This window comes from Arthrobacter sp. ISL-30 (genome assembly GCF_018613855.1).
In the GTDB taxonomy this organism is placed as follows: domain Bacteria; phylum Actinomycetota; class Actinomycetes; order Actinomycetales; family Micrococcaceae; genus Arthrobacter.
Genome location: NZ_JAGGPK010000011.1, coordinates 37099 through 57952, shown reverse-complemented (window position 1 = coordinate 57952; position 20854 = coordinate 37099). Strand labels below are relative to the sequence as shown.

The following is a 20854-nucleotide window of genomic DNA, read 5'->3' as shown; positions in this document are numbered from 1 at the left end:
ACCGGGCAGTTTTACTGGCCACCAGCGGGTACATTTACTGGCCGCCTATGGGCAGAAACCATTGGCCATTGACAGTAGTGGGCATGGTCCAGAAGTGGCATGGCTCAGGATCATTTACCTTACTCATCGACGGTGCCCCCGCTCCGGATTTGCTAGGTTGTGAGGGCGTGCTTACTCCGCCTGAACGGCCCCGCCAGAGTCGCCAGAAGGATCCTGGTGACCCCTGCAACCGCTCACATGCTTCCTCAGCCAGGTGTGATCCGAAGGATGATGGGTGGCGTCGTCATCGGCCCTCCACACTGAGCCGAGCCGCCGACCCTGATCCACTGCAGGTCATTTTCCTGTCGGCCAGCACGGCGCCGTCCGAAGCGAGGGCACGCACCGTCACCCGCTCCGGCAGGCCAGTGCTCACGGTAAACGCCCAGGTATCGGGGTCAGTCCTCCTGCTACGGAAGGGCGGCGGAACCACGGTAGGCGCTGTCAGGCTCGGCTCTGGCTCTGGCTCTGGCTCCGGGACGGGGGCTGGGACAATAGTTTTCTTCGGTCCCGGCGGGGCGGGCATAGGTTCCGGTTCGGAGCATCCCTCAGCTGTGCACACCTTGACCTCGTCAACCCCTGCTATGTCGCCTTCGAGGTTGACGGTAATGGTGCTGACGTAGCCAATGGCAGGGCATGCCACTGGAATGTCGCAGGCCGTGATCTGCAGGCAGCTGGCGACAAGAGCAGCTACGCCAACGGTCCCCCAACCCGTCTTCATGGCGTCAGTCTACGGTTCAGCGTCAAGCGCCAGGGGCGGTGTTGTGCGTCGTCAAGGGAGTTGCCTTAGCTTAGTGCAGCGACCCGCCGGCTAGCTTTAGGACCTCGCGAGATTCCCGAGCCGGTCGCACACGGGGTCCTCATGCGCGCAATGAGCCAGGGGCCTGGGCCCGGCAGTGACGACAGCGCGCGGAGTCTCATCAACTCTGCGACGGGGTTTGTGGGGAGGCGCTGGCGCCGGTCAATGGCCCCAGTGCGTCAGGGCAATGAGGCGAGAATGCTGTGGGGCCACTCCTTAGTGAGTACATCGCTTAGCTCGTGGTCCGGGCTGCTCACGCAATAGGGTGTGTGGTCCGGGTCCAACACAGCAAGGTCCACTGGGACGGCGAATACGCCCCAGGGCTCGATCCTGTTTGCCAGGTAACCGGTGAGCTTGAGCTCGCTATATTCCGGTTGATTCCAGATCGACGCGGCCCGCTGAATATCATCCGGGTGGATCGCGATCCAGACGCCATAGCGAAGCATGTGCCCTCCATCCAGCCGGACAGGAAGCAGGGCCCGGACGAATGGGCTGATCCCCGGGATCTGCATGAGCGTGGCGACGTTCGGGTCCGGGTTGCTCAGCCAGCTTCCTTCGACGAGGTGCTGCTCCGGACTGTCTAGGACCGGGTCGGGGAGCCTGAAGCGGACGTCACGTTCATGTTCAGTCGCCGGGAGCCCACACATTGTGCACGTATGCTGTTTCCAAGAACCCATCGATCCCCCCAGATCTGGTTGTCGTCCGGATGAGTCTAGGCGGGTTCGTGCTTATCGCCCGGAGCGGCGGCGGGAGCCGCGCACACACTCGCTGGAGTCTCATGAACTCTACCTTCATAAGGAACTTCCGCAGCTCTCGGTTCTGAAATCTTTCCTGCCGCGCTTGGTGTCTCAGCAAGTCTGTCTCGCTTGGGGAATCTCACAAGGCCTCAAGGCAACTGACACAGGTGCCGAGGGTGTCGGCGGCTCGAAGCTCAAACACTCTTGGCTGAAAATGTACCTGAAGGCTGTCATTTGCCCACCCGCTGGACTTATCCCCCTAAAATGTCGGAGGGTTCTGGGAAGCTTTGTGTATGGACGGCATTGAGGACTCGCAGCTGACGCTGGCGGCTGCGCCCCGCGACAGGGTGCTCCCCGGTGCCGCTGCGTTTCCCGATGCCGCATCACCGAGCGGCGGTATGCCAGATTCCGATGTGTCATGTTCCGGGGTGCAGGAGTTGATCGCCTCGGTGCGTGGCCTGCGGTTGGCATCTGACAGTGCCGGGCTGATCGATCAGCTGCGTGGGCTTGAGGACCTCAAATCAGCGGTTGCCGGGGTGCAGGCCCGGATCGCTGTCGCCTTCGACGCCGCCCAGCGCCGCGCCCAGGCCGACGCCGGTGTCCGGGCAGCGGAGCAGGGCCACGGCGTGGCCGCGCAAATCGCGCTGGCCCGGCGGGAATCCCCGAACCGCGGCAGCCGCCTGCTCGGCCTCGCGAAAGCCCTCATGACCGAAATGCCCCACACACTGTCCGCCCTGGACACCGGCCAGCTAAACGAGTGGCGCGCCACACTCCTCGTCAGGGAAACAGCCTGCCTGAGCGCAGCGGACCGGTGCGCCATCGACGAGGAACTCTCCGCCGACACCGGCACCTTCACCGGGGCAGGAGACCGGGCCATCATGGCCGCGGCCCGCGCCGCGTCCTACCGCCGGGACCCGCGCTCCGTCACCCAGCGCGCCAGCCACGCCGCCGCCGAACGGCACGTCAGCCTGCGCCCGGCACCGGACACCATGACCTACCTCACCGCCCTGCTCCCCGTAGCGCAAGGCGTGGCCGTCCACGCGGCACTAAACCGTCATGCGGACACGGCCCGCTCAGAAGGAGACGGCCGTTCCCGGGGCCAGATCATGGCTGACGCCCTGGTCGAGCGGATCACCGGCACCCCCAACGGGATCACGGGCGTGGAAATCCAGCTGATCATGACCGATCGCACCCTCTTTCAGGGCGACAGTGAACCGGCCCGACTCGCCGGATACGGGATCGTCCCCGCCGGCTGGGCCCGCGCCTTGGCCAAAGAAGGACAGGCGGCCAAAAAGGGCCAGCCAGCCAAAGAGGTTCATGCAGTCAAAGATGACGCGGCCAAGGCCGGTGAGGCGGCCTGGGGTCAGGAGTTCACGGTGTGGCTGCGCCGGCTCTACACCGCTCCCGGCATGGGCGAGCTCGTCGCGATGGACTCCCGTGCTCGGCTGTTCCCCGCGGGCTTGCGCCGTTACCTCCAGGCCCGTGATGACACCTGCCGCACACCCTACTGCGATGCACCCATCCGGCACTTCGACCACGTTCTCCCCTGGCACACCGGCGGGACCACCAGCCTGGACAACGGCGCAGGCCTCTGCGAAGCCTGCAACCACACCAAAGAGAACCCCGGCTGGACCACCAGACCAAGCCCCGGCCGACAACACACCATCGAATACCGCACACCCACAGGCCACACCTACCACTCCACCGCACCCCCACTGCCCGGAACCAGCATCAGGGAACGATCGGCGCCCATCGGGTTCCTAGCGATGGCCCTGGACCCTTGGCGCGGGAAAATCCGGCACCGTGCCAAGCTGGGAAACCCAGCCGCTTAACAGCGGGCCTGATCACCTAGTTGTCGATGGCTGCACACCTCGACGGACTTCAGGCGAGATGCAATCCGACATTTAGCCGGCAGTTCCGCATTGTCGAGAGATCACAGCTCCTGGCGATGCTCGACGTGGGGGACCGAATGCAAGCCATGATCCTGGCCTACGAGACGGGCTTCATAAGGGCCTGGGGATAGGCGGACAAGATATGACTCTGGCAACTTGAAGACACGCGACATGGATTCGCAACGCTATCGTAGGTCGGTGGGATGATGGGCGCATGACGGCTCCAACGGTGGAAGCGGCGATCAACGACCTTATGGATCGCGCCTGGAATCTTGTCTATGAGCTGCTCTCGGAGCGGGGCCTGCTCGGTGACGTGCTGGACGTCGACGAATACACCGGAATCCATTCCTGGGTGGAAGGGCCCGACAGATATACCATCCTTCACTCCCGATCCGTGGCGGTGCTTTTCCTCGACACCCGCCCGGTGGACGCGATCGTGTTCCATCATGATCTGCTCGGTGCAGACGATCCGAAAAGTTTCTTCACCATCCCTGAGTAGATGCCTGCCGGTATGCGAGGATTTCTTGACCCTGGGGCTCGCGTCACCAGTACTGCTGAACGCCTGCCGTGGCGTCCCTTAGCTGGCCGCCGTCGAGCATGATGGAACACTCCTCCAGGCCGAAGTCCTTCCACTGGGCAACCAGCCGGAGCTCTCCTTCAGGGGGCAGCGGCCAGAGCCAGATCTGCCCTGATCCTGCTAACTCGTCCTCGGCGCCGTTGCCGCCACTGCCTCTGAGGAGGAGGACCGGGGGATCGGGCTGCTCGGTGCCTTCGAAGAATCCTTGCATGCCATGGAAACCGGTGCTGGCTTTTGAACCGTCCGGGAACTGAGCCCCGAAGAGCAACACTGAATCGGCGCCGGAACCTCTGCGGGGACCCGGTCCGGGCCGGAAAAAGACGTCATTGAGTTCAACCCATTCCTCGTCGCTCTGTTCCTCCCGGCGGAGGGTCCAAGAGACATCGAAGGAACAGCCGGTGGAGTAGACATCGGCACTCTTGACGGCCATGACCATAGTTGGGCTGCGGTGCAGGAATTGTCCGATGTGGAGTACAACCGGCAGTTCGTACAGCGGCGCGCCGGCCCAAGGAGGTGGAACGTATCTCACGGCCCTTCCGCGTGGGGGATGAGGCGGCACGGGGATGTCTTGGAAGAAGGTCATGGAGTGATCCTTTCGTTCGCCGCAGTCGACTGACCGGTGGAGCGAGTGGCGACGTTGCCCAGGATCCCCAACCCGTCCTCATCGCGTCAGTCTAGACCGCCATTGCTGTTTGACTGCGCCTGGCTACGATTTCCAGGTAGACAAGGTCCGTTAGGCAGCCATGAACCGACGGGGTATTGACAAAGCATGTCTATAGGGCCATCATCCATGAATATTCCATCCGATGTAGAAAATGCCGGTCTGGGGCGACATTGGATTTGGGGCTTCAAAATGACGAATGGGCCTAGCGTAAACGCCCGCATTCAATCGGCCTGCAGCCGAGAGATTCAGGCGAATTCATCCAGCATCCGATCAGGCTCCACGTGAGCTTGCGCAGCAAGCGGTAACCGTCAAAGACCTAGGAACAAACGCGGGCACCGTCCAGGCGGAAGCTGAGAGTTTTCCGCCACGCCGAAGCTTTAACTCTTAAGCGGCGATGCCCCAAGCAAAGCGAAGGAAAAGCATCATGCAACAGCCAATCAGCCAAGGAACAGATAGCACTCAACCAGGGGTAAGTTTGAGCACTATCCGCGGAACCGCCATCAGTTCCGGTTTGGGCGGGCTCCTTCTGGTGGCCTACGCCATCGTCATGGCTCTGAAGCCGCGCGGCTGCATAGCTGAAGAGTGTGTAGGCCGAACCTACCGCGAAACTGGGCCCGACGGCGGGATCCTGGTACTGGGGGCTATTGGTCTCATTATCGCCGCCACCGTGGGTTTATTTGCGATACACCGTTTTGAAGGCAGAGGATCAAAAGTCGTCCGGATAGCTGCACTGGTCGCCGCTTCATCGCTGCTTGTAGGGGTAGGCCTGAGCGGCTCCGCTATGTGGTGGCTAGCCTTTATCCTCCTCCTTTTGTCCTTCCTGGCCTTCGCAGTCACCGGCGCGGGGCTGATCAGATCCCGGGTCCTGCCGGCTTGGTCAGGTGCGATGCTGCTCGTCACCTCCCTTTTGCTGTTTGGTATGAACGATCAGAACGAAGCAGTTCTCCTTGTGATTCCTTTCGGAGTGGCCTGGATGGTTCTAGGCGGTCTGCTGTGGGCTGCGGCCTCATCCCCGACCAAGGGATGGCATAGCCGCGTTCTGCATGCTTGAGGTCGTAACGAGGCCCATCGATGGAATTCAGCTGCCGATCGGGATGCCTCAGATGAACATTCAGACTCAACCTCCAATTGCGCCATTGGAAGGTCATGGAGAAGCAGTCCGCTGGACCATGGTCGCAGGAGGCATTCTCTGGGGTGTTTCCGGATACTTCCGCTTCATGATGCCGCAAGGGCCTCTGCTAACAACCTGGACGGGACTCTCGCCCCTGCCTGCCCTTCAGCATGCACGCACGGGGCTTAAGCGGGCGGCTTTGATACGGCTGCTGCTGGCGGCCTTCTTTGGGCTGCTCGCCACCGCAGGCCAGATAGTTCTCTTGGATCCGCTGACAAACGGCGGGCTCGCCTTCGGCACGCTTCTCCTCGGTCTGGGGCTGCTCTTTGCCGGACTGGCTGTCGTCAGGGAGGGTAAGGGCGTGGCCGATCATTTTTGCCCTGTTCGGAGTGGGGTGGATCATTCTTGGCTTCACTCCTGGCGGGGGGCGCCATAAGTCTTTGGATCACAATACTTTCCAGCCTGATTCTCGTACTCGGGCTGTGGCTGGTGGTGGCCTGGGATAAATATTTGAGTCGGCCAGGGCCCGGGATCAGCATGGCGTCCGGTCTGGACGGTTCCAAGCCCGTCACCCTTTTGTGCGGAAGGGTTCATCTGGTTGTCACCTCTCACTGATAGTGTCCGCGAATGGATGAAGTCTTGGCGACCACGCAATCGTCTTCCCTTGCGGAGCTTTCGGGCCGGACCGGTTTCGATGAACAGTTCCTTGGTCCTTCCGTTGCTCTGCCAACACTGAACGACGTCGAAACAGCTTTGCTTCCGTACACGCACTTCTCGGTGCTCATGCGCCTGGATAAACGCCTTGCCGCAGTCACCGGTCTCGGCATCGACGGCGAAAAGCTGATGGACCTGGACCGGTCCGGGATCAAGTGGCGGCTGGATCCCCGGCTTGATGCGGACCAGCAGACCGGCGAAAGGGTTTACGCCCGCAACGACATCGACCGCGGCCATTTGGTGCGTCGCGCATCGGCTGTGTGGGGTGACACACGGGAAGAGGCTGCCCAAGCGAATGAGGACACCTTCCACTACACGAATGCGGCGCCCCAGGCCGCGAAGTTCAACCAGGGACTGGACCTGTGGCTGGGGATGGAGTCCTACCTGCTCGAGCACGCGGCCGACCACGGCCGCCGACTGGTCATCTTCACGGGGCCCATCTTCAGCGACGCCGACCCGGTCTACCGGGGAGTGGATATTCCGCTGCGCTTCTTCAAAGTCGCTGCCTTCCTCCAGGACCGGACATTGGCTGCCACCGGATATGTCGTGGACCAGACACCCCAACTGGCCGATCTCCCCGACGTGCCCCGTCCCGGAGCGGTCGACGAGGCCCCGCCGCTCGGACCGTTCCGCACCTTCCAGGTGCCCATCAGGGACATTGCCTCACTGACAGGCCTCGACCTCGCGCAACTTGTGGCCGTCGACCGCATGCCCATTGCGTCCACCCTTCCGACCGCCCGCGTGGCATCAACGTGGCGCCGCCTGCACATACCGGAGGACCTCGACCTCGATTTCGACCTAAATGACTGATGTCTCTTTCCGCTCACTGAGCTCGGCTGGGTTCAGTCTCATTGACCGACTCCCCACCCTGGTCGAGCATCAACGCCTGGCCGAAGCCGTGGGCTGGTCCGAAGCCTTCGCCGGGAGACCATGCCTGCATCCCTGGCCGGATCATTGGCAGGGGTCGTCGCCATGGACGGCGATCAGGTCATCGGCATGGGTCGTTTGGTCGGGGACGGAGTGAAGTATTTCTACGTCCAGGACCTCGCTGTCCTACCCTCCTGCCAAGGCCAGGGAGTCGGGAGAGCACTGCTGAACCGGCTTATGGGTCATGTGGCACGCACAGCGCCCGCATCTGCATTCGTCGGATTGTTCGCCGCCGAGGCTGCCCTGCCGCTTTACCAGCGAGCCGGCTTCACTATGGGTGACATGACCGGATGTTCCGGCTGGTGGACTCGGTCAACGACTGAACGAAAACCGCGCTGTTTTTCGCTTCAGATTAAACGCTTGAGCTCTGGATTTTTACTTTGCTAAAACGCTTGATCAACGTCAGAATTAACGCTACTTTTGTCGTGATCAAACGCTTTAGCAGAAATGGACATCAGCGCAGATGAATCGTTCAGTCTTCTTCCAGCCCGCCGACGGATGGGTCGGAGACCTTATCCCTTTCGAGAAGGACGGGGAGTTCTGGCTCTTTTACCTCCACGAGCTCCGCAGCGACCCGAAGCCCGGGACGTCCTGGCACCTCGTTACCACTAAGGACCTCATTCAGTTCGAAGATCATGGCGTTGCCCTGCATCATGGCGGTGAGAAGGACTTGGACTTCAACGCCTACACGGGAAGCATCGTGTGCGACGAATCCGGCGTTCACCACCTGTTCTACACGGGACAGAACCCGCGGAACCTCGGCCCGGACGGAGCTCCGCTACAGCTCGTCATGCATGCCACCAGCACCGACGGGATGAAGACCTGGGCCAAGCATCCCGAGCTGACGTTCGGCGCCCCCGAGGCGTACGAGTCAGGCGATTGGCGGGATCCGTTCGTTTTTCGTGACGGGGATGTCGGGCAGTGGCGGATGCTCCTGGCCGCACGGCATGCTGCGGGACCGGAACGCCGTCGCGGTGTCATCGCCCAGTGCGTGTCGAGTGACCTGATGAACTGGACGCACACGGAGCCGTTTTGGGATCCGCGACGATACATCACCCATGAATGCCCTGACGTCTTCGCCTGGGGCGACTGGTGGTACATGGTCTACTCGGAGTTCTCCGAGTCCTTCACCACCCGCTACCGAATGTCCAAGAGCCCCAACGGCCCGTGGATCGTACCGGACCTGGACAGCATCGACGGACGCGCCTTCTATGCCTCCAAGACCGCCGAACGGGACGGGCGCCGCTTCTTCTTCGGCTGGATCGCCAGCAAGGAGGACAATCGCGACGACGGTGCCTGGCAGTGGGCGGGCACCATGTCAGTGCTCGAAGGGCGCCAGAATCCGGACGGTACCCTCGCATTCTCGTTTGCCAATGAGCTCGTTGACAGCTTCTGGGAGGAAGTCCCAACCACCTTAGACCGACCGCTCCCGGCATCCCTGGTTGTTCCGGACGGATACATGGCGCTGGTGTCGGACGAGGATCTGCCCGGGCAGTTCTATGCAAGAGCGGTGCTGCAGATCGAACCAAATACCACTGAGTGCGGCCTGCTGCTGCGCTCCAGTGCCGACGGCGATCGGTCCTACATCCTCCGCCTGGAGCCGAAAAGAGGCCGGCTTGTCTTCGACCGGTGGCCCCGCGTTGCCACCGGCGACATGCAGTGGCAGGTGTCGGGCGATGTTCCGTTCGAGATCGAATTGGAACGACCCTGCGACGTGACCCCAGGTGAACACACCCTTGAAGTCATCGTGGACGGCGACCTCTGCGTCGTCGTCGTGGACAGGCAGGTGGCCCTCAGCACGAGGATCTATGACCTTGCCGATGGACGGATCGGCGTTTTCGCAGGCGAAGGATCCGTCAGTGTCACCGAACTTCAGATACGTAAGCGCACCGACAACTGAATATCCATCACCCTTACTCCTCCGTTCCAATCAAGGAAGATTGCCGCAATGAAAAAACTGTTCCGAACAGCCGCCGTGGCAGCTGTAACTGCCTTGGCCCTGGCAGCCTGCGGCGGCGGAGGGGCAAGCGACCCCTCCAACGTCAGCCCTACCGGGGAAATCAAGCCACGGGAAATATCGTGGCTGCTGTCCCGCCCGGCCGACGGCGCCGTCATCAACATCATGAAGAAGCTCGCGGACGACTACGCCAAAGACCATCCGGGGTTCGTACTGAACCTGATCACAACTCCGGACAGGCCCTCCTATATCCAGAAGCTTGAGACCCTCGCCGCCGCGAACAAGCTCCCCGAACTCTTCGATACCGACGCGACACCCTTCGCCCAGCAGCTGGCCAAGCAAGGCAAAATGGTCGACGCCGAGAAGCTGCTCAAGTCACTTGGCGTCTACGACAGCTACCGGCCCGGCGCGTTGGATTATCAGCGGTTCGACGACGGGTCGCTGCACATGATCCCGTTCCAGTTCGAGCTGGAGTTCATTTGGTACAACAAAGCCCTGCTGCAGAAGGCTGGGGTGTCTGTCCCGAAGTCCCTGGATGACGTCCCGGCCATGTGCAGCGCCCTGCGCAACGCCGGCATCACCCCGATCGCGATCGACGGGCAGGACCAGTGGCCGCTGGAACGGTATGTCGCCTACCAGCCGTTCAGGCAGGCCGGACCGGAGTTCATCCAGAAGCTGAAGAAGGGCGAAGCGAAGTTCTCCGACCCCGCCGGCCAGAAGGCAGTTCAGTGGATGGCAGCGCTCGGTAAGGCCAAGTGCTTCCAGGACGGCTTCTCCTCGCAGGGCTACTCGGACGCCCAGAACCAATTCACGTCCGGCCAAGCAGCCATGTACAACATCGGCACCTGGGAACTGCCCAGCCTTGCTACGGACAAGCTGAATCCCGCAGTCAGGGATGACATCGACTTCTTCACCCTCCCCACAACCGAAGGATCTGTCACCGCGGCCAACGAATTCGTCTCCCCGTCCGGCATCGGCATGGCCGTGAATTCCAGGACGTATGACCCGCTTGTGAGCGACTTCCTGAAGTTCGCCTTGGAGAAGTACCCGTCCGAATATGCAGCTACTGGTGCGCTTTCCCCGACCACCAATGTGGAGACAGTCGTCCCTGCCAATGCCACCCCCCTGTACAAGAAGGCCCTTGAGAAGGCCAATGACCTCGGGGACAAGCAGGCCATGCCGTGGGACACCCAGCTGGACCCGACCACTAACGGCAGGTTGCAGCAGGAGCTCGTGCTCCTCGTCCAGGGCAATATCACGCCCGAGCAGTTCATCAGCACGATGGACAGCACCGTCGTGCAGAACGCCCCAAAGTTCTTCAAGTAACCCCAGCGGTGGGGGGCTCAGGCCCCCCATCCGAAAGGCCCCACCATGCTTCCCAACAGGTCACGACTCTCAGTCCTGGTCTTCCTGCTCCCGCCCCTGCTGCTGTATGGCGTCGCAGTTCTCTTCCCCATCATGCAGTCCCTGTTCCTCAGCTTCTTCTCCTGGAACGGCATCAGCGACATGGAATTCGTCGGTCTGGCGAACTACGTGCGCATGCTCACTGGGGACGACATCTTCTGGCGCTCCTTCTTAAACGCCCTCGGCTACCTCGCCATCTGCCTGGTCCTGCAGCTTGGAGGCGCGCTGTTCGTCGCCAGCCTGCTCACCTCGCTGCGCCGCGGCGCCGAGCTCATCAAGACCCTCTACCTGCTGCCGGCCGTGATCTCCACCGTGGCCATCGCCTTCCTCTTCGTCCGCATCTACTCCATTGAGCCCGTAGGCCTGCTCAACCAGCTCCTGCATTGGATTGGCTTCGGCGGCCTGGAAAAAGCCTGGCTCTCCGACGTCAATACCGTGCTCGCGGCCGTGTCAGCACCGGAAGGATGGCGGTTCACCGGCCTGTACATGCTCATCATCTACGCGGCCCTGCTGGCTGTTCCGAAAGAGCTCGAGGAAGCCGCCCGCCTGGATGGCGCCTCGCGGTGGCAGCTGTTCACCAAGATCCGCTTCCCTTACATCCGGCCGGTCTGGATCACGACCACCATCATGGCAACCACCTACGGCTTGCGCGGATTCGACATCCCCTACCTCATGACCAACGGCGGCCCCGGCCAATCCTCCGAACTGCTTACCACCTACATGTATAAAACAGCGTTCACGAGCACCGACTTCGGATACGCCAGCACCATCTCGGTCTTCATCGTCATCGAGTGCCTGGTCGCCGTCGGTCTCATCCTCCTCATGCTCAAACGAAAGGCGGACGCATGACCGCGCCAGCAGCACCGATAGCCCGGACTGTGACAACCCCGCCAAGCGACAGCGGCCGACCGCCCCTCCGCAGACGACGCAAGCCCAGCGTTCATAGGGCACTTTCAAGGGCTCTGATCGCGATCATCGTCATCGTGCAGGTCTACCCCCTCGCCTGGCTCTTCCTGACAAGCCTGCGCGACGAACACGACTTCGCCACCGGAGACCCTTTCGCCCTGCCCAAATCGCTCACATGGGAAAACTACGCCCGGGCGTTCGAAACCGGAGATCTCGGCCGGAACATCCTCAACAGCTTCATCGTCACAATGGGCGCAAACATCCTGATCGTGCTGCTCGGAATGATGGCCGCGTACGCGATCCAGGTCCTCGGCTTCCGACTCAGCCGCCTGGTCCGCGGACTGTTCCTGATCGGCATCATCGTTCCTGTCCAGATCGCGTTGGTTCCCCTGTTCATCGACTACTCCACAGTGAACCTGCTCGACACTTACCAGTCCATGATCATTCCGCTGGCCGGCTTCTCCCTGCCGATGTCCGTCTATCTCTTCTCCTCGTTCTTCGAATACATCCCCCGGGAAACGTACGAGGCCGCATCCCTGGACGGAGCAGGACCCTACCGGATCTTTGGACTAATCACCCTGCCCCTTTCGGTGAACACCGTCGTGACAGTCGTGCTGGTCAACAGCATCTTCATCTGGAACGACTTCATCTTCGCCAACACCTTCGTCCTGTCAGAGGAACTTAAAACCATCCCCCTGGGCCTGCAGAACTACATAGGGGCCATGGGCAAGGTCGATTGGACGGCAACGTTCGCCGCCGTCTGCATCACTATCACTCCACTGCTGCTGGTCTTCCTCGTGCTGAACAAGGCAATGATCCAAGGCCTGGAGAGCGGGGCGACCAAGGGATGACGGCAACAGCAGGTGGATATACTCCTGAAGGAGGGCAAATGGTTTCGAAGGAGAAAAGTTCGGGTGAACCGGTTGCGGCGGCGTTCCTGAAACCCGAGCGCGGCCATCCCGTCACCCTGCGTGAAGTAGCCGAAGCTGCCGGCGTCTCCACCGCCACAGTTTCTTTGGTTGTTAACAACAAGAAGGACGCCCGAATCTCTGTCCAGACCCGGAAACGCGTGCGGGACGCGATCAAGGACTTGGGCTATCGGCCCAACGCCATGGCCAAAACGCTTGTTAGCGGCAGCTCCCGGTTCATCGGACTGGTCGCCGACGCCATCGCGACCACTCCCTTCGCGGGACAGATCATCCACGGCGCCCAGGATGAGGCATGGAGACATGGCTATGCACTCCTGATCGCCAACACCGAAGGAAACGGTGACCTCGAAAAAGACGCCATCTCGATGATGCTCGAGTACAAGGTGCGAGGCATCCTCTACTCAACATGGTTTCACCGCCCGACGGAAATACCTGAGTCACTCCGGGAAGCGGATTTCGTCCTCGTCAACTGTTTCTCCACTGAGCCGGGCACGCGGGCCGTCGTACCCGATGAGGCCCAAGGTGGTCGCTCGGCCACAGAAATCCTGCTGCGGCATGGCCACCGGCGCATAGCTTTCATTAACGCCACCATCCCGGCCCCGGCCAAGGATGGACGCCTCGAGGGTTACAAGGAAGCGCTGGAGGCCGCAGGCATCCCGCTTGACCCGGAACTGGTCATGGAAGCCTACCCGGACCAGGAAGGCGGATATGAGGCGACACCCGAACTCCTCAAGCGCGACGTCACAGCCGTGTACTGCTACAACGACAGAATGGCGATGGGCCTCTACGATGGGCTACGCGACCACGGCTTGTCCATCCCGGACGACATGGCGGTGGTGGGTTTCGACAATCAGGAAGTGATCGCGGCCCATCTCCGGCCCCCGCTTTCCACTGTCTCCCTTCCGCACTACGAACTTGGAGCAGCGGGGGTGCGAATGCTTCTGGGCCTCGAAGAGGCGCCATCAAATACCGCCGTGAAGATCAACTGTCCCACCGTGGAGAGAACTTCCGTACGCGTGCAAGCACCCGCGTAAGCGGCCGCCTTTCGCGCCGGCCTTCCAGGGCAGCCATGCCTTGCTTCGATACAGGCGGCCTAGCCTCAATTCGGGTAGCCAAGGTGGCGCCTGATCTCATCAAGCTCACCACTGAGCTCTTCAACCTGGAGCTTGTACCTGTTGAATTCGACATTTCGTCGTTTTGCCTCGATGTAGCTGAAGATCAGTGCGAGCAGCGCCAAGGGAAGGGAGATGAGCATTGCCCAGCCGGCTGCCGCGAAGAAATCCAAAGCAACAGGAAGAGCTGCCCTAAAGGCGATGAACTCATTGATGCTGCCAACTACTCCGCTCATGAGCGCGTCGAGAGGTTCCATAAACCGTCCGACAACGGGGGTATCAGATAACGACGGAGCGCTAAGTTTGTTCTCTGCCCCACCACCCCAACGAGCATCCCCAAGATGGTACAAAACGTAGATACCGGCTCCAATATTGGCAACCGTGAAGACGATCACGGATCCGAGAGCAGCCAAATCGAGACGACGAGGCCGCCAAAAAAACAGCAGCAAGCCGCTGAAGATCGCCGAGATCCAAGTTATGGCGTCAAACCATTCCGCGCTTACGCCGATCAGGATATCCACAGCCGTCGCCGCCTCCGTCACCAGGGCTAATTGGCCATGAGGCTACGTGATCTTGTGTCGCCTCATGCTTAACCATTCTTACTCCAGCCCCTCAAGGGAAGGACGGAAGGTTCCGACTGACCCTCCGGCGACAACGATGGAACCCTGACTCACAGATCCAGCCTCTACAAGGGCAGCGATGGCCTGGGCGATCTTTCGCCCACCTTGTGCGGACGGTTCGATCGGATTGGCGTAGTCGCTGTCCTCCGTGCAGATGAGCCGCAGGTCTATAAGGGCGGCACCTAGGGAAAAAGCCGCTCTGGTAATTGAGTCGTTGAACAGGCAGAGGGCGGCCCTGATGACCCGCTGGCCGGGCTCCGAAGGGCGAGTGTCATAGATAGTGCATGCGGCAGCGGGCAATCCTTGCGCAACCACCGCCGTCAACATGGCCGAATAACTGGCGGCAAAATTGTCCTGGGCGTTGCCGAGGATAGCGAGCGCCTCCGTCACGGAGGATGGCTGTTCCTGCAGCAACGGGGCATATCCGAGGGCATCGTTTCCACCCACGCTCACCACAAGATGGGTTGCATCCCGTGGAACAGAATGAAGTTGACGGGCGACGCCGGCAATGACGTCCCCATCCAAGGCCAGGAGGGTGCACTTCCAGTCAGGAGGAAGCTCCCGCCGCAACTGGGCGGCGACATCAGGACCGCCGTTGACGTAGGCAGCGTTGTCGAAAATTGAATCACCCAACAGGACTACGTGCCCAGGGCGGGCAAGCTCAGGATGCGTGGTTGCCATAACGCCACAGTAAGGGCGTCAGGAAAGGCGGCAAAGACCCAGAATCCGGGGGCTCTGCCTACTCGGGAAAGACCGTGGAGTCACCGGACGAAATAATACTTGAAGCATCACTTGACATTTCAACTAACCTCCTCCAAGATAGATGCAAATGCATGTATCGCAGCATTTACCCAAAGATCAACAGGAGGAAACACCATGTCAGCTCAGCTCACTCCCGGAACCTGGAACCTCGACCTCGCTCACTCGGAGATCGGCTTCGCCGTCCGTCACGCGGGTATCAGCAAGGTCCGTGGCCAGTTCACAGACGCCGACGCCACCTTGGTGATTGGCCCGTCACTCGACGCGTCGTCGGTCAATGCCACCATCAGCACTGCATCCTTCGACTCCAAGGACAGCAACCGCGACGCCCACGTCAAGAGCCCGGACTTCTTCGACGTCGAGCAGTTCCCGCACATGAGCTTCCGTTCCACCGGCGCTCGTGGTTCTGCGGAGCAGTTCACCCTGGTTGGCGACCTCACCATCAAGGACACAACCCTTCCGGTGGAGTTCGACGTCGAGTTCGGCGGCGCTGCGGTTGACCCCTTCGGCGCTACTCGCGCAGGATTCTCAGCCTCCACCGTCATTTCCCGCAAGCAGTTTGGCATCACCTGGAATGCTGCCCTCGAAGCCGGCGGAGTCCTGGTCGGCGACAAGGTCACCATTACCGTAGATGCCGCCTTCGTCCAGTCCGCCAACTGACGGAAGCCGTCCACCGCCGTCGGCCGTCAGCCATCCTGCTGTCGGCCGACGACGGACGATATGCACCCTTGATCCTGCAGATCAAGCGACTTGCCGGTTCCGGTCAGTCCACCACCACTGCCTTTTCAGTACCGGAGGGGACGCTGGGCTGGTGGCAGAACCACTTCAAGGCCTTGAGGGTGGACTCGTCCATTAGCCGCGTCTCGCCTGACGAAGAGCGGCTTTCGCTCAAGGATCCGGACGGGCTGCAGCTTGACCTGATTGCCTCCTCGACGGCGGACCCGCGCAACCCGTGGGACTCCGCCTCCGTTCCCGCAGAGTACGCAGTGCGCGGCCAGCATTCATCCGTGCTTACCGTCGCCAATCCGGAACGGACCGTCCGCGTGCTGACCGACGATCTCGGGCTCCGCATCATCGGCGAGACGGCGGACCGGACGCGACTCGCTGCCGGAGACGGCGGCGCCGGAAACATTGTTGATGTTGTTGCCGACCCGAAGGCACCCCGCGGCCTGGTTGCGGGAGGCACTGTCCATCACATCGCCTTCCGCGTCCCGGACAAGGCCACGCAGGAGCTCTGGCGGCAGGACCTGGTAGACCGCGGTTTTGCCGTTACCGCCATACTGGATCGGCAATACTTCACCTCCATCTACTTCCGCGAGCCGGGCGGTGTGCTGTTCGAGATTGCGACCGATACCCCCGGTTTCAATGTCGACGAGCCGCTGCTTGAGCTCGGCCGGTCCCTGAAGCTCCCGCCGTGGCTGGAGCCCACGCGTGAGGCCATTGAGGCCTCTGTCGCGCGGATCCAGGTCCCCGGTGAAAACAACCCCGCCGTGGCCGAGCGGTAGGAGCACAGATGACCTCCACCCGCCCTGTCATAGACACCTGGCCACACCTGTTTCGTCCCGGTGACGAGGACGCACCGGTGCTGCTGATGCTGCACGGGACAGCAAGCAACGAACGTGATATCGCTTCCCTCGCCGGCCGGCTTCAGCCAGCGGCCGGAGTACTGGCCCCCAGGGGCCGCGTGGAAGAGAGCGGCATGTTGCGCTGGTTCCGCCGTCATGCGGAGGGAGTGTTCGACGTCGACGATGTCATCCTCCGCGCGGGCGAACTCGCCGCGTTCATCGACGACGCCCGCAGTAGCTATGGGATCGGCGACCGGAAAATTGTCGCCGTCGGCTTCTCCAACGGTGCGAACATCGCACTCGCGACGGCCATGCTGCATCCTCAGTCGCTGAATCGGGTGGTTGCCTTCTCGGGCATGTATCCGCTGGGGGAGCGGACCAGTGCCGTCGAATTGGAGGGCAGCCGATTCCTGGTCCTCAACGGTGACGCGGATCCGATGGCGCCGATCGCGAGCGTCACCAAGCTCCTGGGCGAACTTAAACGCCAAGGCGCAGCAGTCGATCAGCTGCTGCGCCCTGGCGGCCACGGCATCCAGCCTCCAGACCTGGAGGCTGCCCGGAACTGGCTGGCCGGCTTGGCGTAGGCCGCGGCGGGATCAGGCCAAGCGGCGGGATCAGGCCATTCCGCCTGAGGCCGACGGCGGGAGTCAGTGGCCTTTGATGTTGAGAGCCAGGAGGCGGGCCCCCTCGCCTTCCGCGAAGATCCCGACGCCGGTGCTGGACTCCGAAGGGAACACGAGGTCCGTGATCGTAGCCCGTCCATCATGGGCGAAGACTTCAATAGAGCACCGGTCGAGGTACACCTGCAGCCGGAGCCGCCCGTTTTCAAGCGGCACGGCCACGCTCTCGATCGAGGGGAATGCCTCGTGGAAACCCATGTTCCCCGACTCCCGGCGGTCCAGGCGGAGCACACCCTCGGCGACGTCGTAGGAAAGGACGGTCTGCTCGCCGTCGCCGGCCTTCAGCAGCAAGCCGACTCTGGTGGCCCGGCCGGGCTCGATTTCGGCGTCGATCCTTGCCACTTCCCCGGGAGCACCCACGAGCTCCACTGCGCCGGAAGCAAGTGGCTGCGGCCCACGTTGGAAGTTGCGGAAGCCCGGACCGTTGAAGGGATCGACGGCGTGCTGCCGCAGCATAAGTGCCCCGTTTTGCCGAGTAAGGGTTACTTCCCGCGGCAATGACATCGAATTGCGCCAACCCTCGCTGGGCGTTTGGGCGGAGTAATTCCAGTTACTCATCCAGCCGATCATGATCCGTCGGCCGTCTGGGACGTTACTGAAGGAAACTGCGGCGTAGTAGTCACGGCCCCAGTCCAGCCAGCTGTACTCGCGCATCCTGCTGTCGTCGGTCTGCAGTCCCTCGGTGACGGTCGACTCGGACCGGAACTTCACCCCGTCGAACTCTCCGACGAAGTACTGTCCGCCCGAGCCGCCGGCAATGCCACCGGGACTGAGGTTCACCACGAGGACCCATTTCATGGCCTCACGTTTACCGTCTATGGGCAGTTCGAAGAGGTCTGGGCATTCCCAGACCCCACCCGTGGCGTTCGCGGGTCCGAACGTGCTGAGATACTCCCAGGCCATGAGATCCGTGGACTTGTACAGCACCACCTCACGCTGGACTGCCTCCACGGCAACCATCACCCAGTAACTGCCTGCGGTGCCGTCGTACCAGAACACCTTAGGGTCCCGGAAGTCAGCCGAGGCTCGGTCCAGCACCGGGTTGCCGGAGTACTTGGTCCATGTCCTGCCCTCGTCCAGGCTGTACGCCAGCGATTGGGCCTGCCTGCCGGCCAGCGGTGAAGCATCGCTGTAGGCGCTGGTGTAGATCGCAACCAGCGGCGGGTTCCCGGTGGTGCCCAGGCCGCTGGTGTTGTGCTCGTCGAACACTGCGGAACCGGAGAAGATGGCTTCCTGATCATCGCAAAGGATGGCCACTGGCTGCTCTTGCCACTGCAGCAGGTCCGGGGATGTGGCGTGTCCCCAGGACATGTTCCCCCACTCACTGCCAAAGGGGTTGTGCTGGTAGAAGAGGTGGTACGTGCCGTTGACGAACACCAGGCCGTTTGGGTCATTGAGCCAGTTGCGCTCGGCGCTGTAGTGGTATTCAGGCCGAAAGCGCTCCGGCGACGGCGCTCCAGCCGGTGCGGCCGCCGTCGTTGTCGCGGTCAAATTCACTGTCCTAGCCCTTCACGCCACTGGAGGCGATGCTGTTGATGAATGAACGTTGGAACGCGATGAAGAGCACCACAACCGGGACCGTGATCAGCGACGCGTAGGCCATCACTTCGCCCCAGGAGACGTTCAGCTGGAAGAAGTACTGGATGCCGATCATCACAGGCCGGAGCTCCTCGGACTGGACCACCATGAGGGGCCAGAGGTAGGAGTTCCAGGCTGGCAGGAAGGTCAGGATCGCCACGGTGGCAGTGGCGGGTCCTGATAGCGGCATGACCACCTTCCGGTAAATCTTGAACCAGCCGGCGCCGTCGATCCGCGCGGCCTCATCCAGTTCCTTGGGGATGGACTCGAAGTACTGGTGGAACAGGTAGATGGAAAAGGCGTTGGCGATGAACGGGATGATCTGGACCTGGTAGGTGTCCAGCCAGCCCCTGGAGAATTCAAGGCTGAAGCCGTTCAACTCGAAGTAGGGCAACTGGTTTACCCACCACACGAGCGGCAGCGCCAGGGTCTGGAAGGGCACGATCAGCGTGGCCAGGATGGCCATGAACACGATCCGCTTCCCGCGGACCTGCATGCGAGACAGGGCGAAGGCGCAGAGGCTGTTGACGAAGATGCCCAGGATGACGGTGACTGCAGAGACGCCGATGGAATTCATCAGGAAGCGGGCGGCCGGGACCCGGTCAAATACCGCTGCGTAATTGTCGAGTGAAATGTTGCCCACCGGCAGGAACGCCGCCAGGGACGACATGTCGCCGAAGATCTGCTGGTCCGGCTTGAGCGATGACACGAGCATGAAGAGGATCGGGAAGACGGCGACGACGGCGAACAGCAGCCTGACGAGCATGGTGCCGGCATTCTTCAAGAGGAGTTGGTTTTTCATGTCAGTCTTTCTCCCGGGTGAGATGGCGCTGCACGGCGGAGACGATCAGGACGAGGACGAAGAACACCAGCGAGATCGCGGACGCATAGGAGGTCTCCTGCTGCCGGTACCCGGATTGGACCGCCTCGTAGATGATGGTGGTGGTCGAATCCATGGGCCCGCCCTGGGTCATGACGCTGATCTGGTCGAAGAGGCCGAGGGCCTGGATAGTGATGGTGACGAGGACCAGGCTGCGGGTATGGAAGAGGCCGGGCCAGGTCACGAAACGGAACTGCTGCCATCGGCTGGTGCCGTCCAACTGTGCCGCCTCGTACAGCTCGCCGGAAATGCTCTGCAGGCCCGCTAGCCAGATGATCATATGGAAGCCGGCGGCCTGCCAGATGGACAGGATGATGATGGCGGGCATTGCCGTATTGGGATCAGCCAGCCAATCCGGGCCATTGATCAGGCCGAAGCTGATCGCGGAGAGGACTTCGTTGATCAGTCCCTCTTTCCGGTACATGAACAGCCACAGCAGCGAAACCACCACCATGGACGTGACCACCGGCAGGAAGTAGACGGTGCGGAAGAAGTTCACGCCGCGGAACTTCTTGTTGATCAGCAGCGCCATCAAGAGGGCAAGTCCGGATTGGACGGGAACCACGATGACGGCGAAGTACGCGACGTTGAGCAGTGCCCGGTAGAAGGTGGGGTCGGTGAAGAGGCGGACAAAGTTGTCTGCGCCGACGAACTCGACGGGACGGGGCGAGATGAGCCTGGCGTTGGTGAAGGCGAGGCCGAAGCCCAGCGCCGCCGGGATGAAGATGAAGGCCAGCAGCAGCAGGGCTGCCGGCGCCATCATGCCCCAGCCGCTGAGTTGCTCGCGACGGAAGCCGGGACGACGGCGGCGAACCGCGCTGCGGTTGTTGCCGGCGTCGTTGCTGCCGTTGCGCTTGTTGCCGTTTGAGGACGACGCCGGTGCGGGCCGAACGTGGGCCGGTGCAGGCCGGCGGGTGGGAAGGGGAGTGGTTGCCATGGGAATCTCCGTGGGCCGGGCGGCCGGAGGGTTGCGGCCACCTTGGCCTGCAACCCTCCGGACTGCGGCG

General features: G+C 61.9%; 22 protein-coding genes. 13 read left to right on the top strand and 9 right to left on the bottom strand.

The features are described 5' to 3' along the window. Window positions 1-283: 283 nt before the first annotated feature. Together J7E82_RS04750 and J7E82_RS04745 are read right to left on the bottom strand one after the other, a co-directional pair. Window positions 284-757, bottom strand: a complete 474-nt coding sequence (locus J7E82_RS04750) for a hypothetical protein (RefSeq protein WP_214860945.1) — start codon at window positions 755-757, stop codon at window positions 284-286. 257 nt (window positions 758-1014) lie between these two features. Continuing rightward, complete coding sequence (locus tag J7E82_RS04745) at window positions 1015-1482, bottom strand: DUF2199 domain-containing protein (protein ID WP_214860944.1); 468 nt, start codon at window positions 1480-1482, stop codon at window positions 1015-1017. A 383-nt stretch (window positions 1483-1865) separates the two neighbouring features. Here J7E82_RS04745 and J7E82_RS04740 point away from each other — a divergent pair, with 383 nt between their 5' ends. Next, window positions 1866-3404 (top strand): HNH endonuclease signature motif containing protein, encoded by a 1539-nt coding sequence (locus J7E82_RS04740; protein ID WP_214860942.1) that lies wholly within the window; start codon window positions 1866-1868, stop codon window positions 3402-3404. Window positions 3405-3678: 274 nt separating this feature from the next. Further along, window positions 3679-3963 carry a hypothetical protein gene (locus J7E82_RS04735; protein WP_214860940.1) on the top strand — a complete coding sequence of 95 codons (285 nt, stop codon included), beginning with the start codon at window positions 3679-3681 and terminating at the stop codon, window positions 3961-3963. Window positions 3964-4006: 43 nt separating this feature from the next. On the opposite strand, the gene J7E82_RS04730 is transcribed toward J7E82_RS04735, so the two are convergent. Then, complete coding sequence (locus tag J7E82_RS04730; protein WP_214860938.1) at window positions 4007-4624, bottom strand: hypothetical protein; 618 nt, start codon at window positions 4622-4624, stop codon at window positions 4007-4009. Window positions 4625-5129: 505 nt separating this feature from the next. Between J7E82_RS04730 and J7E82_RS04725 the strand changes: the two genes are divergently transcribed. Then, entirely contained in the window at window positions 5130-5756 is a 627-nt protein-coding gene (locus J7E82_RS04725) for a hypothetical protein (protein WP_214860936.1), read from the top strand. A 187-nt stretch (window positions 5757-5943) separates the two neighbouring features. Here J7E82_RS04725 and J7E82_RS04720 read toward each other — a convergent pair whose 3' ends face one another. Then, window positions 5944-6219 carry a hypothetical protein gene (locus J7E82_RS04720; RefSeq protein WP_214860934.1) on the bottom strand — a complete coding sequence of 92 codons (276 nt, stop codon included), beginning with the start codon at window positions 6217-6219 and terminating at the stop codon, window positions 5944-5946. 224 nt (window positions 6220-6443) lie between these two features. Between J7E82_RS04720 and J7E82_RS04715 the strand changes: the two genes are divergently transcribed. The 7 genes from J7E82_RS04715 (at window position 6444) to J7E82_RS04685 (ending at window position 13687) form a co-directional block, all read left to right on the top strand. Beyond that, on the top strand, window positions 6444-7340 hold the full coding sequence (locus J7E82_RS04715; RefSeq protein ID WP_214860931.1) for a DNA/RNA non-specific endonuclease: 897 nt from the start codon (window positions 6444-6446) through the stop codon (window positions 7338-7340). Between the two features lie 120 nt (window positions 7341-7460). Beyond that, window positions 7461-7844 carry a GNAT family N-acetyltransferase gene (locus J7E82_RS04710; RefSeq protein ID WP_214860929.1) on the top strand — a complete coding sequence of 128 codons (384 nt, stop codon included), beginning with the start codon at window positions 7461-7463 and terminating at the stop codon, window positions 7842-7844. Between the two features lie 76 nt (window positions 7845-7920). Next, window positions 7921-9357 carry a GH32 C-terminal domain-containing protein gene (locus J7E82_RS04705; protein WP_214860927.1) on the top strand — a complete coding sequence of 479 codons (1437 nt, stop codon included), beginning with the start codon at window positions 7921-7923 and terminating at the stop codon, window positions 9355-9357. Window positions 9358-9405: 48 nt separating this feature from the next. Next, window positions 9406-10740 carry an ABC transporter substrate-binding protein gene (locus J7E82_RS04700; RefSeq protein WP_214860925.1) on the top strand — a complete coding sequence of 445 codons (1335 nt, stop codon included), beginning with the start codon at window positions 9406-9408 and terminating at the stop codon, window positions 10738-10740. A 45-nt stretch (window positions 10741-10785) separates the two neighbouring features. Further along, window positions 10786-11667: a carbohydrate ABC transporter permease gene (locus J7E82_RS04695; protein ID WP_214860922.1), complete on the top strand. Its 882-nt coding sequence runs from the start codon at window positions 10786-10788 to the stop codon at window positions 11665-11667. Further along, window positions 11664-12575, top strand: a complete 912-nt coding sequence (locus J7E82_RS04690) for a carbohydrate ABC transporter permease (RefSeq protein WP_214860920.1) — start codon at window positions 11664-11666, stop codon at window positions 12573-12575. Before J7E82_RS04695 ends, J7E82_RS04690 begins: the two co-directional genes overlap by 4 nt. Before the next feature lie 38 nt (window positions 12576-12613). After that, the gene (locus J7E82_RS04685) at window positions 12614-13687 is read left to right on the top strand and encodes a LacI family DNA-binding transcriptional regulator (protein WP_214860919.1); all 1074 of its coding nucleotides are present in this window, start codon (window positions 12614-12616) and stop codon (window positions 13685-13687) included. Between the two features lie 65 nt (window positions 13688-13752). Here J7E82_RS04685 and J7E82_RS04680 read toward each other — a convergent pair whose 3' ends face one another. Together J7E82_RS04680 and J7E82_RS04675 are read right to left on the bottom strand one after the other, a co-directional pair. Continuing rightward, entirely contained in the window at window positions 13753-14286 is a 534-nt protein-coding gene (locus J7E82_RS04680) for a hypothetical protein (RefSeq protein ID WP_214860917.1), read from the bottom strand. Window positions 14287-14364: 78 nt separating this feature from the next. Further along, entirely contained in the window at window positions 14365-15066 is a 702-nt protein-coding gene (locus J7E82_RS04675) for an SGNH/GDSL hydrolase family protein (protein ID WP_214860915.1), read from the bottom strand. A gap of 195 nt (window positions 15067-15261) precedes the next feature. On the opposite strand from J7E82_RS04675, the gene J7E82_RS04670 reads away from it, so the two are divergent. From J7E82_RS04670 to J7E82_RS04660, 3 genes are all read left to right on the top strand, one after another. Next, a complete protein-coding gene (locus tag J7E82_RS04670; RefSeq protein WP_214860913.1) occupies window positions 15262-15804 on the top strand; it encodes a YceI family protein in 543 nt (180 codons plus the stop codon). Between the two features lie 68 nt (window positions 15805-15872). Continuing rightward, window positions 15873-16649: a ring-cleaving dioxygenase gene (locus tag J7E82_RS04665; protein WP_251041456.1), complete on the top strand. Its 777-nt coding sequence runs from the start codon at window positions 15873-15875 to the stop codon at window positions 16647-16649. A gap of 8 nt (window positions 16650-16657) precedes the next feature. Next, the gene (locus J7E82_RS04660; RefSeq protein ID WP_214860911.1) at window positions 16658-17293 is read left to right on the top strand and encodes an alpha/beta hydrolase; all 636 of its coding nucleotides are present in this window, start codon (window positions 16658-16660) and stop codon (window positions 17291-17293) included. A 63-nt stretch (window positions 17294-17356) separates the two neighbouring features. On the opposite strand, the gene J7E82_RS04655 is transcribed toward J7E82_RS04660, so the two are convergent. From J7E82_RS04655 to J7E82_RS04645, 3 genes are read right to left on the bottom strand one after another with little or no spacing between them, the layout of a single operon-like run. Beyond that, entirely contained in the window at window positions 17357-18880 is a 1524-nt protein-coding gene (locus tag J7E82_RS04655) for a glycoside hydrolase family 32 protein (RefSeq protein ID WP_214860909.1), read from the bottom strand. A 10-nt stretch (window positions 18881-18890) separates the two neighbouring features. After that, a complete protein-coding gene (locus J7E82_RS04650) occupies window positions 18891-19769 on the bottom strand; it encodes a carbohydrate ABC transporter permease (RefSeq protein ID WP_214860907.1) in 879 nt (292 codons plus the stop codon). A 1-nt stretch (window position 19770) separates the two neighbouring features. Further along, window positions 19771-20784, bottom strand: a complete 1014-nt coding sequence (locus J7E82_RS04645) for a carbohydrate ABC transporter permease (protein WP_251041455.1) — start codon at window positions 20782-20784, stop codon at window positions 19771-19773. Window positions 20785-20854: the final 70 nt, after the last annotated feature.

Bases quoted from the DNA above. Each gene is read 5' to 3' on its own strand.
- J7E82_RS04750 (WP_214860945.1), bottom strand. From the start codon at position 757: ATGAAGACGGGTTGGGGGACCGTTGGCGTAGCTGCTCTTGTCGCCAGC.
- J7E82_RS04745 (WP_214860944.1), bottom strand. From the start codon at position 1,482: ATGTGTGGGCTCCCGGCGACTGAACATGAACGTGACGTCCGCTTCAGG.
- J7E82_RS04740 (WP_214860942.1), top strand. From the start codon at position 1,866: ATGGACGGCATTGAGGACTCGCAGCTGACGCTGGCGGCTGCGCCCCGC.
- J7E82_RS04735 (WP_214860940.1), top strand. From the start codon at position 3,679: ATGACGGCTCCAACGGTGGAAGCGGCGATCAACGACCTTATGGATCGC.
- J7E82_RS04730 (WP_214860938.1), bottom strand. From the start codon at position 4,624: ATGACCTTCTTCCAAGACATCCCCGTGCCGCCTCATCCCCCACGCGGA.
- J7E82_RS04725 (WP_214860936.1), top strand. From the start codon at position 5,130: ATGCAACAGCCAATCAGCCAAGGAACAGATAGCACTCAACCAGGGGTA.
- J7E82_RS04720 (WP_214860934.1), bottom strand. From the start codon at position 6,219: ATGATCCACCCCACTCCGAACAGGGCAAAAATGATCGGCCACGCCCTT.
- J7E82_RS04715 (WP_214860931.1), top strand. From the start codon at position 6,444: ATGGATGAAGTCTTGGCGACCACGCAATCGTCTTCCCTTGCGGAGCTT.
- J7E82_RS04710 (WP_214860929.1), top strand. From the start codon at position 7,461: ATGCCTGCATCCCTGGCCGGATCATTGGCAGGGGTCGTCGCCATGGAC.
- J7E82_RS04705 (WP_214860927.1), top strand. From the start codon at position 7,921: ATGAATCGTTCAGTCTTCTTCCAGCCCGCCGACGGATGGGTCGGAGAC.
- J7E82_RS04700 (WP_214860925.1), top strand. From the start codon at position 9,406: ATGAAAAAACTGTTCCGAACAGCCGCCGTGGCAGCTGTAACTGCCTTG.
- J7E82_RS04695 (WP_214860922.1), top strand. From the start codon at position 10,786: ATGCTTCCCAACAGGTCACGACTCTCAGTCCTGGTCTTCCTGCTCCCG.
- J7E82_RS04690 (WP_214860920.1), top strand. From the start codon at position 11,664: ATGACCGCGCCAGCAGCACCGATAGCCCGGACTGTGACAACCCCGCCA.
- J7E82_RS04685 (WP_214860919.1), top strand. From the start codon at position 12,614: ATGGTTTCGAAGGAGAAAAGTTCGGGTGAACCGGTTGCGGCGGCGTTC.
- J7E82_RS04675 (WP_214860915.1), bottom strand. From the start codon at position 15,066: ATGGCAACCACGCATCCTGAGCTTGCCCGCCCTGGGCACGTAGTCCTG.
- J7E82_RS04670 (WP_214860913.1), top strand. From the start codon at position 15,262: ATGTCAGCTCAGCTCACTCCCGGAACCTGGAACCTCGACCTCGCTCAC.
- J7E82_RS04660 (WP_214860911.1), top strand. From the start codon at position 16,658: ATGACCTCCACCCGCCCTGTCATAGACACCTGGCCACACCTGTTTCGT.
- J7E82_RS04650 (WP_214860907.1), bottom strand. From the start codon at position 19,769: ATGAAAAACCAACTCCTCTTGAAGAATGCCGGCACCATGCTCGTCAGG.
- J7E82_RS04645 (WP_251041455.1), bottom strand. From the start codon at position 20,784: ATGGCAACCACTCCCCTTCCCACCCGCCGGCCTGCACCGGCCCACGTT.